Annotated in this window: 11 protein-coding genes; 5 read left to right on the top strand and 6 right to left on the bottom strand. The window is 66.3% G+C overall.

Translation table 11 applies throughout. From position 1 onward, the window contains the following. From ACT4OC_RS23490 to flgB, 3 genes are all read right to left on the bottom strand, one after another. The coding region (locus ACT4OC_RS23490; protein WP_444841427.1) for a flagellar hook-basal body complex protein FliE at window positions 1-232 on the bottom strand (232 nt) is incomplete at its 3' end. Window positions 233-249: 17 nt separating this feature from the next. Next, a complete protein-coding gene (flgC, locus tag ACT4OC_RS23495) occupies window positions 250-675 on the bottom strand; it encodes a flagellar basal body rod protein FlgC (protein WP_444841428.1) in 426 nt (141 codons plus the stop codon). Window positions 676-693: 18 nt separating this feature from the next. Continuing rightward, window positions 694-1,101: a flagellar basal body rod protein FlgB gene (gene flgB, locus ACT4OC_RS23500; protein WP_444841429.1), complete on the bottom strand. Its 408-nt coding sequence runs from the start codon at window positions 1,099-1,101 to the stop codon at window positions 694-696. A gap of 380 nt (window positions 1,102-1,481) precedes the next feature. Between flgB and ACT4OC_RS23505 the strand changes: the two genes are divergently transcribed. From ACT4OC_RS23505 to ACT4OC_RS23515, 3 genes are all read left to right on the top strand, one after another. Continuing rightward, on the top strand, window positions 1,482-2,468 hold the full coding sequence (locus ACT4OC_RS23505; RefSeq protein ID WP_444841430.1) for a flagellar biosynthetic protein FliO: 987 nt from the start codon (window positions 1,482-1,484) through the stop codon (window positions 2,466-2,468). Continuing rightward, window positions 2,465-3,220, top strand: a complete 756-nt coding sequence (gene fliP / locus ACT4OC_RS23510) for a flagellar type III secretion system pore protein FliP (RefSeq protein ID WP_444841431.1) — start codon at window positions 2,465-2,467, stop codon at window positions 3,218-3,220. Before ACT4OC_RS23505 ends, fliP begins: the two co-directional genes overlap by 4 nt. Window positions 3,221-3,360: 140 nt before the next feature. Next, window positions 3,361-4,242, top strand: a complete 882-nt coding sequence (locus ACT4OC_RS23515; protein WP_444841432.1) for a VOC family protein — start codon at window positions 3,361-3,363, stop codon at window positions 4,240-4,242. A 146-nt stretch (window positions 4,243-4,388) separates the two neighbouring features. Here ACT4OC_RS23515 and ACT4OC_RS23520 read toward each other — a convergent pair whose 3' ends face one another. From ACT4OC_RS23520 to nirB, 3 genes are read right to left on the bottom strand one after another with little or no spacing between them, the layout of a single operon-like run. Beyond that, window positions 4,389-7,046 (bottom strand): molybdopterin-dependent oxidoreductase, encoded by a 2,658-nt coding sequence (locus ACT4OC_RS23520; RefSeq protein WP_444841433.1) that lies wholly within the window; start codon window positions 7,044-7,046, stop codon window positions 4,389-4,391. Between the two features lie 14 nt (window positions 7,047-7,060). Then, a complete protein-coding gene (gene nirD, locus ACT4OC_RS23525; protein ID WP_444841434.1) occupies window positions 7,061-7,387 on the bottom strand; it encodes a nitrite reductase small subunit NirD in 327 nt (108 codons plus the stop codon). Further along, window positions 7,384-9,852 (bottom strand): nitrite reductase large subunit NirB, encoded by a 2,469-nt coding sequence (gene nirB / locus ACT4OC_RS23530; protein ID WP_444841435.1) that lies wholly within the window; start codon window positions 9,850-9,852, stop codon window positions 7,384-7,386. Before nirB ends, nirD begins: the two co-directional genes overlap by 4 nt. 593 nt (window positions 9,853-10,445) lie before the next feature. Here nirB and ACT4OC_RS23535 point away from each other — a divergent pair. Further along, window positions 10,446-11,705, top strand: a complete 1,260-nt coding sequence (locus tag ACT4OC_RS23535) for a nitrate/nitrite transporter (RefSeq protein ID WP_444841436.1) — start codon at window positions 10,446-10,448, stop codon at window positions 11,703-11,705. A gap of 28 nt (window positions 11,706-11,733) precedes the next feature. After that, window positions 11,734-13,446 carry a protein kinase domain-containing protein gene (locus ACT4OC_RS23540; protein ID WP_444841437.1) on the top strand — a complete coding sequence of 571 codons (1,713 nt, stop codon included), beginning with the start codon at window positions 11,734-11,736 and terminating at the stop codon, window positions 13,444-13,446. Window positions 13,447-13,498: the final 52 nt, after the last annotated feature.

Here is a 13,498-nt window from a genome sequence, read left to right on the forward strand (position 1 = left end):
CGTCGGTTTCCGCCACCGCCGTCACCACGTCCATCACGTTGGCCTTGCCGGAGGCCATCGCCATCGATTGCGCGTCGGACTTCTTGCCGGCATCGACGACGTTGCCGATGGCATCCTTGAGCAGTGCGCTGAAGGAAGGACCGCCGGTCTCGCTGCCCTTCGCCGCCCCGGGCTGCTCGATGATCTTGGCGAGGCTGGCATAGGCGTTGGCGGCGACTGTGGGGGAAGCCATGTTGCAAACCTTCCTGTTCAGGCCTTGAGGATGTCGAGGGTGCGCTGGATCATCCGGCGCGTCGCACTGATGATGTTGAGGTTCGCCTCGTAGGACCGCTGCGCCTCGCGCATGTCGGTCATTTCGATCAGCGGATTGACGTTGGGGTACCTGACGTTGCCGGCCGGATCCGCCGCAGGATTGCCCGGCTCGTTCTTGACGCGGAAGGCCGTCTGGTCGGTCCGTATCCGGCCGAGCGCCACTACCTTGGCATCGAGCGTGCGGTCGAGCGCGGACGTGAACGAAGGTATCTTGCGCCGATACGGCTCTCCACCGGCGGTGAGCGCCGTCGAATCGGCGTTGGCGATGTTTTCCGAGATCACCCGCATGCGGCCGGCCTGCGCGCGCAGGCCGGATGTGGCGATGCTCATCGATCTTGCGAAGTCGCTGCCGTCATTGGCCATGGTCCGCTCCCCTTAAGCTCAGCGCTTGCCGATCGCGGTCTTGATCAGGCCAAGACTGCGGCTGTAGAGCGAGGTCGCCGCCGCATAGTCCATCTGGTTGGCGGAGACCTTCAGCATCTGGTCCTCGAGATTGACGGCGTTGCCGGCGGGCCGGGTGAGGAACCCGCTCCGGCCGCCGTCATGCTTGAAGCTCGGCCCCGCCTCCGATGAGCCCATGTGGCTGCCGCTGGTGCGCGCCATGGCGAGCGTGGCCGTGCCGCCGACGCTTGCTCCTTGCTGGTTGAACTGGGGCTCGACCAGGTCGCGCGGCCGGAAGTTCGGCGTCGAGGAATTGGAGATGTTTTCGGCGAGCACCCGCTGCCGCTCCTGGTGCCACTGCATCTTGGTGCGCAGCGCCGCGAGCATGGGCAAATCGTTAATGGCCATCGGCCTCTCGCTCCCCCGTTGCCCCAAGGCGGGACGCCCGAGGTAGGCAGAATTTGCCGCGTCTATGGTTAACAACCGGTTAAGAACCGCGCGGCGGGAGCCTGCGCGGTGCGAGAGTCCGCAGAGTTGCGGCAAAGCAAGCGCATTTTCGCCACGAAACCTGCGTTAACCAGCAAAGGGCAATCCAACCTGGCCGGCCAGAAGTCGTTTTGGTCCAAGCGATTCTTGGTCTATTACTGGGCCGGGCGGCAGGAATTTGCCGTGGGGAATTAAGGAATAAGGCTGATCTCGGGCGTTGCTCTCGCCCGGTGCGGCTCGCTTCAGTTGTCCGCGTCGGTTGAGACCGGAGCTTGTGAGAGGCCAGTTGGCCGGGGACATCCATGTCGTCAACGATTACATTCTTCTTCGCCTTCGTCGCCGTCCTGGCGCTGATCGGCGGCGCCGCCTGGCTGGTCCGGCGATTCGCCAATAACCGGCTTGGCGCCAACACCGCCCGCGGACGGATGCCGCGGCTGGCCGTGATCGATGCCGCCGCCGTCGATGGCCGCCGCCGCCTCGTGCTGGTCCGCCGCGACAACATCGAGCACCTCTTGATGATCGGCGGCCCCAGCGACATCGTCGTCGAGACCAATATCGTCCGCGCCATGCCGGTGCGCGACCAGCTCGCGCAGCGTCCGGGCGGGGCGGAAGCGCCGCCGCGAATCGCGCCGCTTCCCGACACCGCGTGGGAAGGCGAGCCGGTCCGGGCCGAGACATTCGATCATGTCGAGCCCGTGATGCCCGAGCCGCCGCCGCGCCCGCCGCGCCCCTCCTTCGCCGACGAGGCCCGCCGCCGCGCGCCCATGCCGCCTCCACCCCCGCCGCCGATGGAGCGGCCCTCCGATCCGCTCGCCGGTTTCGCGCCCGAGCCGCTCGGCGGACGCAACGAGCCGCGCGCCGAACCGCTGCCGCCGCGCATGCCGCGCAGCGAACCCATGCCGCGCAGCGAGCCGATGCTGCGCAGCGAACCCATGCCGCGCAGCGAGCCAATGCTGCGCAGCGAACCGATGATGCCGCGCCCCTCGCGTTCGCCGGAAGCGCCGAAAGCCCCGGTCCGCGAGCGCGCCGCAGCTCCGCCGCCGCCACCGCCTCCTGCGCCGCCCCCGGCCTCCTCGGCCGACCAGAATCTGGCGGAGATGGCGCAGCGGCTGGAAGCGGCGCTTCGCCGGCCCGCCGGCGGCGACGTCGCCCCGCCCGTCCAGCCGGAAGCGCCGGCCGCGCGGCCCTCGCGCAACGAGGCCCCCTCGCCTGCGCCGCAGAAGACCAGCTTTGAGAATCTCGAAGACGAGATGGCGTCCCTGCTGGGACGGCCAAAGAATCCTTCGTGAGGATCGCGGCCCTTCCGCGTAGAGTTTTTTTCCACGTTGCCCTGATAACCGCCGGATCGCTGGCCGATCCGGCGTTAGCGCAGGACATCAGCATCAATTTCGGCCAGGGCGGCGGCGGCGTCACCGAGCGCGCGATCCAGCTGATCGCGCTGCTGACCATCCTCTCCGTCGCCCCCTCGATCCTGATCATGATGACGTCGTTCACGCGCATCGTGGTGGTGCTGTCGCTCCTGCGCACGGCACTGGGCACGGCGACCGCGCCGCCGAACTCGGTGATCATTGCGCTGGCGATGTTCCTCACCGCCTTCGTGATGGGGCCGGTGCTGCAGAAGTCCTATGACGACGGCATCAGGCCGCTGATCGCCAACCAGATCGGCGTCGAGGACGCCCTGCAGCGCGCCTCGGGTCCGCTGCGCATCTTCATGCAGAAGAACGTGCGAGAGAAGGACCTGAAGCTATTCATGGACATGTCGGGAGAAGCTCGCCCCGCGACTCCGGATGACATGTCGCTGCGCATCCTCGTCCCCGCCTTCATGATCTCGGAGCTGAAGCGCGCCTTCGAGATCGGCTTCCTCTTGTTCCTGCCCTTCCTGATCATCGACCTCGTCGTCGCCTCGGTGCTGATGTCGATGGGCATGATGATGCTGCCGCCGGTCGTGGTGTCCCTGCCGTTCAAGCTGATCTTCTTCGTGCTGGTCGACGGCTGGTCGCTGGTCGCCGGCAGCCTTGTGCAGAGCTACGGCGGGGGATAGGCGCAAGGCCACCGCCTGGACACAAAAGCGCGAAAACAACCCCATGCACAGTAGGTGAGTCCCGGCTCGCCCGCACAGTGTACGGCTGGATTAGGCGGCGCGCTCCATTATGATGTGGCAAAAATCAGGGAACCCGCCCCATGCCGCAGCCGTTCGACCGCGCCGCTGAAGACCTCGGCAACTCCATCCATCTCGAGCATGTCAACGTGCAGGTGCCCGACCAGCGGCCGGCCACCCTCTTCTATGTCGCCGGACTTGGGCTGACCCGCGATCCCTACCTGATGGTCTCCGACAGCAACATGTGGGTGAATGTCGGCAAGAGCCAGTTTCACCTGCCGAGTGGCGACGCGCAGGTGCTGCGCGGCCATACCGCGCTGGTCATCCCCGATCGCGAGGCCCTGCTCAAGCGGCTGGCCTCCGTCGCACCGAAACTGGAAGGCACCGCGTTTGCGTTCAGCGAACGCAACGACCATGTCGAGGCGACCTGCCCCTGGGGCAACCACCTGCGCGTCTATGAGCCGGATGCGGAGCGCTTCGGTCCCGTCGCGCTCGGCATTCCCCATGTCGAGTTCGAAGTGCCCGTGGGAACGGCGAAAGGCATCTGCGCTTTCTATCCGCGGATCATGGGCATCCCGGCCTCGCTCGCCAACGGCGACGGCATGGTCGCGCGCGTCAAGGTCGGCAAGGATCAGTACCTGCAATTCCGCGAGACCGACCGGAAGCAGCCGGAGTTCGACGGTCACCACGTGCAGATCTATATCACCGACTTTTCCGGACCTTACCGGCGACTGTTGGAGCGCGGCCTGATCACGCGCGAGGACAACCAGTACCAGTATCGCTTCTGTGACATCGTCGATCCCGCCGATGGCCGGCGCCTCTTCACCATCGAGCACGAGGTGCGCAGCGCCACGCATCCGATGTACATGCGGCCGCTGGTCAACCGCAATCCGGCGCAGACCAACCGCACCTACGCCCATGGCCACGAGCAACAGCCCTGGGCGATGGAAGTGGAGCCGTATTGACGGCCGACCGGGCAATTCTCTCTTCGTCATGGCCGGGCTTGTCCCGGCCATCCACGTCTTTCCTTACACGAGCGCCAAGAACGTGGATGCCCGGGACAAGCCCGGGCATGACGCGGAGAGTGTCGGGGCGCTGACTTTGCCTTGCATCACGCCGGCTGCGCGTCGCGTACCCCGGCATGCAACAGTTTCGCGATCTCCGGCCGGCAGGCGCCGCAATTGGTGCCGGCCTTCAGGCGCTTGCCAATGGTCTCGACGTCGCACGCGCCCTTGAGCGCTTCGGTCGATATCTGGTTGCGGCCGACGCCGAAGCACGAGCAGACGATCGTGCCGATATCCTCGCGGGCATCGCTCGGCTGCCCCGCCAGCAGCGACATCCGCGCCGCCGGCGACAGCGGATCTTCCGCGAACAGGCTCGACAGCCAGGAGCGCGAGACGAGCTTGTGATCGGGCGCGACGAACACGCAGCCCTCCAGCCTGCCGTTCCGCACGGCGGCGTAGCGGTAGCGCCCCGCCCCGGGATCGCGATAGGCGATCCATTCGATATCCGCTCCCGCAAGTCCGAGCTGCTCGCGCGCCCAGTCGCGCCAGCTTGCCGGCCGCTCGTCGAAGGCGAGCTCCATGCGGAAGTAGCGATCCATCCGGCCGCGCACCCAGTAGCCGCCGGCGGGGTTTGCGATCTCGCGCCGGCTCAGGATGAAGACGTGCCATTTCGGCAAATAAGGTTCGGCCCGCACCGGCGTGTGCTTCAGTTCCGGCTGGCCTGAAATCGGATCGGTGGCGGGATTGACCAGCGCATTGCTCAGCGCCTGCCCCGCATACTCGCCGCTCCAGTGCATCGGCACGAACACGCAGCCTCGGCGCTGTTCGGGCATGACAGCCACGCGCGCCACCATCGCGCCATAGGCCGAGGTCAGCCGCACCAGCGCGCCATTGTCGAGCCCTTCGCGGCGCGCATCCTCGGGATGGAATTCGGCAGAGGGTTCGAACGTGTGCAGGTTCAGGCGCGGCGATCGCGCGGTGCGCGTCATCGTATGCCAGTGGTCGCGGATGCGCCCGGTGTTGAGCGCCAGCGGATAGTCGCGGCTGGTTGCATTCTGCGGCGCACGCGGGGTGACCGGCACGAAGCGCGCCTTGCGGTCCGGCGTGAAGAAGCCGCCGGACTCGAACAGCCGCGGTACGCCGGTCGGGTCTTCGTGCGTGATAGGCCACTGCACCGGCGCGAGCGCCTCATAGGCGCGGTCCTGGATGGTTTCGAGCGCCGAGATGTCGAAATCGCGCGCACCGTTGTTCTCGAAGCCGGAGAGTCGCGCATGCTCGCGGAAGATTTCCGCGACATTGGCATAATCGAAGCCGGCAAATCCCATCCGTTTGGCGACGTCACAGATGATCTTCCAGTCCGCGCGGGCCGAGCCGGGCGCCGGCAGAAACGGACGCTGGCGCGAGATGCGGCGCTCGGAATTGGTGACGGTGCCGTCCTTCTCGCCCCAGGTCAGCGCCGGAAGCAGCACGCGCGCATGCCGCGTCGTTTCGGTGTAGCGTAGCGCGTCCGACACCACGACGAGCTCGCAGGCATCGAGCGCCGCGCGCACCCGGTCGGCATTTGGCAGGCTCACCAGAGGATTGGTCGACATGATCCAGATCGCCTTGATGCGGCCGTCGGCGACCGCATCGAACATGTCGACGGCCTTCAGCCCCGCTTTGCCGGCGATGACGGGCGATTGCCAGAAGCGCTGCACGATGTCGCGATGCAGCGGGTTGTCGATCTCCATATGGGCCGCAAGCTGGTTGGCGAGCCCGCCGACCTCGCGCCCGCCCATCGCGTTGGGCTGGCCGGTCAGCGAGAACGGCCCCATGCCGGGCCGGCCGATCCGCCCCGTGAGGAGATGGCAGTTGATGATGGAATTGACCTTGTCGACGCCGCTGGAGGACTGGTTGATGCCCTGCGAATAGAGCGTGACCGTTCGCTCGGTCTTAATGAACCAGTCGAAGAAGCGCTCGACCGCGCCCTCGGTGAGGCCGCAGATATCGGCGGTCTCCGCCACCGTCTGGTCGCCGGCGGCCGCCAGCGCCGCATCGACGCCATTTGTGAAGGCGCGCACGAAGCTGCCATCGGCCGCATTGGCGCGCTTCAGCGCAGCGAGCAGCCCGTTGAACAGCACGGCATCGCTGCCGGGGCGCAGCGGCAGATGCAGGTCCGCGCCTTCGCAGGTCGCGGTGCGGCGTGGATCGATCACCACGATGCGGCAGTCGGGATTCTTCTCCTTGGCCGCGATCATCCGCTGGTACAGCACCGGATGGCACCAGGCCGCATTGGAGCCGACCAGCACGAGGAGATCGGCTAGCTCGAGATCCTCATAGCAGCCCGGCACGGTGTCGCTGCCGAAGGCGCGCTTGTGGCCGGCGACGCTGGAAGCCATGCAGAGCCGCGAATTGGTGTCGATATTGGCGGTGCCGCAGAAACCCTTCGCGAGCTTGTTGACGACGTAATAGTCCTCGGTGAGCAGTTGGCCGGAGACGTAGAACGCCACCGAGTCCGGCCCATGCTCGCGGATCGCCCTGGCAAAGCCGTCCGCGACGAGATCGAGCGCGGCATCCCAGTCCGTCTCCTGTCCGTCGACCACGGGCGCAAGCAGGCGCCCGTCGAGACCCACGGTGTCGGCCAGCGCCGACCCCTTCGAGCATAGCCGGCCGAAATTGGCGGGATGCATGGGATCGCCGGTGACGCTGACGCCGCCCGTCCTGTCGACGTTGGCGATGACGCCGCAGCCGACACCGCAATAGGGGCACGAGGTCTTGACCGGCATATCCGCTCACCCGATCAGGCGGCCGCGCATTGGCGAACCGACAGCCACACGATCCCGTTCTCCACCTTGGCCGCGTGCGAATGCGTGCAGCCCTCGTCCGGCGCGACGGCCTTGCCGCTTTCGAGCTCGATGACGAAGTTATGCAGCGGACAGGTCACGCGCTTGCCATGCACGATGCCCTGCGACAGCGGTCCGCCCTTGTGCGGGCAGCGGTCGTCGAGCGCGAACACCTCGTCGTTCTCGGTGCGGAACACCGCGATGTTGCCGGCGGCGGTGCGCACCACGCGCGAGCCGAGGCGCGGAACGTCCTTCAGCGCGCCGATTTCGATCCAGTTGCTCATGCGGGCTCCATTTCGGCCAGCTCGGCCATCGGCTTGAACTCGTTGCTCTCGACACCGCGGCGGGCACGCGCCGCCCACGGGTCGTCCTGCGCGAACTTCTGCGAGTAGGCGAAGCGGTCGTGCAACGCCTTGCGGTTGGCGCGGTCGTCGACAACCGCCTTGCGGATCTGCTCGAGACCGACGCGGTCGCACCATTTGTACATGCGCTCGAGATACCAGCCCTGCTCGCGGTAGAGCTGCGTCAGTGCGGCAATCACCTCGATCGCCTCCTCCTCGGTCTCCACCTTGCAGAGGAACTCGGTGCCCTTGATGTGCAGGCCGGCGGCGCCGGCGAAGTGGATCTCGTAGCCGGAGTCGACGCAGACCACGCCGACGTCCTTGCAGGTCGCTTCCGCGCAGTTGCGCGGGCAGCCGGAGACTGCCAGCTTCACCTTGGCCGGCGTCCACGATCCCCACATCGCCTTCTCGATCTTGATGCCGAGGCCGGTGGAGTCCTGCGTGCCGAAGCGGCACCATTCCGAGCCGACGCAGGTCTTCACCGTGCGCAACCCCTTGGCATAGGCGTGGCCGGAAACGAGGCCGGCGTCGTTGAGGTCGGCCCACACCGCCGGCAGGTCCTCCTTCTTGACGCCGAGCAGGTCGATGCGCTGCCCGCCGGTCACCTTCACCGTCGGGATCTGGAACTTGTCGGCGACGTCGGCGATGGCGCGAAGCTCGTTCGGCGTGGTGACGCCGCCCCACATCCGCGGCACCACCGAGTAGGTGCCGTCCTTCTGGATGTTGGCGTGGACGCGCTCGTTGATATAGCGCGACTGCTGGTCGTCCTTGTATTCGCCGGGCCAGGTCGAAAGCAGATAGTAGTTCAGCGCCGGGCGGCAGGAATGGCAGCCGTTCGGCGTCTTCCACTCCATGAACTTCATGACCTCTGGAATGGTCTTCAGCGAGTTCTCGACGATGACGCGGCGGACGTCGTCATGGCTGTGGTCGGTGCACTTGCAGAGCGGCTTGACCTTGGGTGCCGCCGAATAGTCGCCGCCGAGCGTGAAGGCCAGCACCTGCTCGACGAGGCCGGTGCAGGAGCCGCAGGACGAGGACGCCTTGGTGTGGGCGCGCACATCGTCCAGCGTGAACAGTTTCTTCTCGGTGATCGCCTTGACGATGGTGCCCTTGCAGACACCGTTGCAGCCGCAGATCTCCGTGTCGTCGCTCATGGCGGCCACGGAGTTCTGACCGGCGTGACCGCCGTCGCCGAGATTGGCGGCGCCGAACACCAGCCGCTCGCGCATCGCCGAGACGTCGGTGCCGTCGCGCAGATGCTGGAAATACCAGGGGCCGTCGACGGTGTCGCCATAGAGGACGGCGCCGACGATCTTCTTGTCCTTCAGGATGATGCGCTTGTAGACGCCGCGGTTGGCGTCCTGCAGCACGATCTCCTCCTTGTCCGCGCCCGGCGCGAAATCGCCGGCCGAGAACAGGTCGATGCCGGTCACCTTCAGCTTGGTGGAAGTCACCGAGCCGTCGTAGGTGGCAAAGCCCTTCATCGCCAGGTGATTGGCGCAGACCTTCGCCTGGTCGAACAGCGGCGCGACGAGGCCGTAGCACTGGCGGCGGTGCTGCACGCACTCGCCGACCGCGTAGATGCGGCCGTCATAAGTCTGCATGGTGTCGGAGACGACGATGCCGCGCTCGCAATGGAGGCCCGCCTTCCTGGCCAGCTCGATATTGGGGCGGATGCCGACCGCCATCACGACGATATCGGCGGGCAGCTCGGTGCCGTCCTTGAATCGCACGCCGGTGACGTGGTCCTCGCCGAGGATCGCCTCGGTCTCCGCGGGCATCTTGAACACCATGCCGCGCTCTTCCAGCGACTTGCGCAGGAGGCCGCCGGCCACCGCATCGAGCTGGCGCTCCATCAGCGTGTCCAGCAAATGCACGACGGTGACGTTCATGCCGCGTTTCATCAACCCGTTGGCGGCTTCGAGCCCGAGCAGACCGCCGCCGATCACGATGGCATGGCGGCGCGTGGTCGAGGCCTCGACCATGTGCTCGACATCCTGGATGTCGCGGAAGCCGATCACGCCTTTCAGCTTGTTGCCTGATATCGGCAAGACGATCGGGTTGGAGCCGGTCGCGATCAGCAAGCGGTCGTACGGCACCCGATCGCCGGTGGCGGTGACCACCTCGCAAGTACGGCGGTCGATCATGGTGATGGTCTCGCCCTTGCGCAGCGTGATGCCGTTGTCGTCGTACCACTGCTCGGTGTTGAGCATGATGTCGTCGACGGTCTTCTCGCCGGCGAGCACGGGCGAAAGCAGGATGCGGTTGTAGTTTCCGTAGGGCTCGGCGCCGAACACGGTGATGTCGTAGAGATCGGGCGCGCGCTCCAGCAGCGTCTCGACGGTGCGGATACCGGCCATGCCGTTGCCGATCACCACCAGTTTCTGCTTCGCAAGTCTCTCGAGCATGGTCTGCCTTTCAAATTCCGACGGCTTCCCGCGCGACGACGCCGTCGTCGAGCCGGTGACGAGTGGTTTTTCAGATGTTGTGAAGCCCGTCCGCGGGCGAGGGAGCGTCGGCAGTGACGATCTCTGATGTCAATATTCAAAAGCCGTGCCAGTCCCGCTTGGATACTTTGATGTGAAATATCAATGGTTTAACAAATAAGCGTCGAGCCGCCCGGCGCGAGACTTTTGGAAGCACCGCACAAATTTTCGGCCTTCCCGATTATCTCTTGTGCAGTCTGCGCGCCGCCGTGCGCGTTTGCCGAGCTCGTCCGGGGCAAGCTCCGCCATCGTCGCCGCGCTCAAAAATGCACCATCGTGCGCCATTGAGTGCCGATACGCGTCGAAAACACGCGATTGATGCACCGTGCACCGAAAACAACACCCTGCGATTACCAAGGCAGCACGATGCACAATGATGTGGCACGGCTCTTGCTTAACTTGAGGGCGAAATGAGAGCGCCTCAATGACGAGCCGGCTCTCTTTACTCATCAATATCCATCCATCTGCGCTGATCACTGTGCCGTGCACAGTGCGGCCAACGGCATGAGGCTGTAATGAAGTTTGCCGAGTTCAAGAAGGCGGGGCACTGGCCGACGCTGCTGGCGGCGTTCCTGTACTTCGACATCAGCTTCATGGCCTGGGTGGCGCTCGGCCCGCTGATGATCTACATCGCGCGCGACATGAACCTGGCCGTCGACGAGAAGTTCACCCTCGTCGCAATTCCGGTTCTGGCAGGCGCGGTACTGCGCGTGCCCATGGGCATCCTCGCCGACCTGATCGGCGCCAAGCGCACCGGAATCATTGCGCAAGCCCTCGTCATCGCCGCCACCGTCTGGGTATGGTACTTCGGCCTGCCGACCAAGTTTGCGATCATCGCGTTCGGCCTCGTGCTCGGCATCGCCGGCGCATCCTTTGCCGTGGCGTTGCCGCAGGCAAGCCGCTGGTATCCGCCGCAGTATCAAGGCATCGTCATGGGCATTGCCGGCGCCGGCAACATGGGCGTCGTCATCGACACGCTGCTGGCGCCCGTCATCGCCGAAACATGGGGCTGGCAGGCCGTGTTCGGCGCGCTGCTGATCCCGATGGCGATCATCCTCGCCTTCTACATCGGCGCCGCCAAGGACGCGCCGGGCGAGCGCAAGCCGGTATCGCTCGAGGCCTATCGCGCGCTGCTGCGCGATTCCGACAGCCGCTGGTTCATGTTCTTCTACTTCATCACCTTCGGCGGCTTCGTCGGTCTCGCCAACGCGCTGCCGCTGTATTTCACGGTGCAGTATCACGTCTCGGGCGTCGCCGCCGGCCTGCTGGTGGCGCTGATCGTCGCCTTCGGCTCCGGCTTCCGCCCGGTCGGCGGCTACATCGCCGACCGCATCGGCGGCATCCGCTCGCTCTCGATCCTGTTCGCCGTGGTGGTGGCGGCCTATGCCGTCATCGCCTTCATGCCGGAGGGACCGGTCTCGCCTTCACAAGGCGGCTGGTCGCTGACGACGATGCCGAGGATCGCCTGGGTCTCGGTGCTGCTGTTCTCGATCGGCGTGCTCGCCCTCGGCATGGGCAACGGCGCGGTGTTCCAGCTCATTCCCCTGCGCTTCCGGGGCGAGATTGGCCTTATGACGGGCATGGTCGGCTGCGCCGGCGGCATCGGCGGCTTCTTCCTGGCCCAGACGCTCGGCCTCGCCAAGGGATGGACCGGCGGATTCGGCGCCGGCTTCCTGTTCTTTGCCGTGCTGGCATTGCTCGGCTTCGTCGGACTTGCCATGGTCAAGGTCCGCTGGCGCACCACATGGGGAGCGGTCTCGGGAGCGCGGGTCTGACGCCGCGTCCCCCGGGGTCGGACAGGCATTGCAGCAGATAACGATCGGATCGCAGCGTAGTCTTCAGGTTCGCGTCGGCTTCGTCAGCGAGACCGGCAAGCGTGCGGCCAATGAAGACTATGTCGGCGCCTGCCTCGGCCAGGCGAAGCTGTCCAACCGCGACGTCGTCGCCGCGGTCGCCGATGGCGTCGGCGGCCATCGCGGCGGGCGCGAGGCCGCCGAGATCGCGGTGCGCTGCTTCATCGACGCCTATTATTCGTTGCCCGAGACGCTCGGCGTGCGCCGCCGCGCCTCGCGCGCGCTGGAGGCCGCCAACAGCTGGATCTACGCGCAGGGCCACAACGACGAGCGGCTTGCAGGCATGAGCTGCGCATTCTCTTCCGCCGTGCTGTCGCGCCGGCTCTGCCATGTCATCCACATCGGCGACACCCGCGTCTATCGCCTCAGCGAAGGCCGGCTGGAGCGGCTGACCAAGGACCACGTCGCCGGCCGCGGCGACCTCGCGCATGCGCTGAGCCGCGCCATCGGCTTCGAGGACTTCGCCCGCTTCGACTACACCACCATCGGGCTCAGGCAGCACGACCGTATCCTGATCTGCAGCGACGGCGTGCACGGCTCGCTGTCCGATCACCGTCTGCAGGCCTTGCTCGGCGAGCGTACCTCTCCCGACGATTCCGCGCGTGCCCTCGTCGAAGCCGCGCTCACCGCCGGCAGCGCCGACAACATGACTGCGCTGGTGCTCGACGTGCTCGACCTGCCGCCGGCCGACCGCGAGGAGCTCACCCATTCGATCGCGACGCTGCCGATCCTGGACCTGCCGTCGACTGGCGAGGTCATCGACGATTTCGCGCTCGGCGACGTCCTGTCCGACGGACGCTACAGCCGCCTGTTCAAGGCGGTCGACCGCCGGCTGGGCCGCGAGGTCGTGCTGAAATTTCCGCATCCGCGGGTGGCGAGCGAGGGCTCCTATCGTCTCGCCTTCGTCCGCGAGGCCTGGGTCGCCGCGCGCGTGCGCAGCCTGTGGATCGGCGAGATCGTCGACGTGCCGGACGGGCGCCAGAGCCGGCTCTATTCGGTGATGCCGTTCTATGAGGGCGAGACGCTGGAGCAGCGCCTCAACCGCCCGCCGCAATTGTCGCTCGCCGAAGGCACGAGCATCGCCACCAAGCTGTCGCGCGCGGTCGCTACCCTGCACCGCGCCGGCATCATCCATCGCGACATCAAGCCGGACAACGTCATCCTGCTCAAGAACGGGGGGCTGCGCCTCGTCGATCTCGGCGTCGCGCGCGTGCCGCTGCTGGAGGATTTTCCGGCCGAAGACATTCCGGGCACCGCAAGCTACATGGCGCCGGAACTGTTCGCCGGGCAAGCCGGCGACGAATTCTCCGACCTCTTTGCGCTCGGCGTCACCGTGTACCGGATGTTCTCGGCCGCCTATCCCTTCGGCGAGATCGAGCCGTTCTCGCGGCCGCGCTTTTCCAAGCCGGCGCCGCTGTCGCGCTACCGCCCCGATCTGCCGGCCTGGCTCGACGCCGTGATCGGCAAGGCGCTCACTGTGGACCGCACGCAGCGTTTCGGCGACGTGATCGAATTCGCCCATGAGCTGGAAAACGGCGCGACCTGGGCCAAGCCCGCCGTGGCGAGCAAGCCGGCGCTCTACGAGCGCAACCCGCTGCTGTTCTGGAAGCTGCTTTCGGCGGGGCTGATCGTGCTGGTCGTGCTGCTGCTGGCGTGGCGATAGCGGCAGGTAGCTGCCGAATGCGAAGTGACGGCATTTCACCCGTCATTGCGAG

The organism is Bradyrhizobium sp. (genome assembly GCF_052389815.1).
In the GTDB taxonomy this organism is placed as follows: domain Bacteria; phylum Pseudomonadota; class Alphaproteobacteria; order Rhizobiales; family Xanthobacteraceae; genus Bradyrhizobium.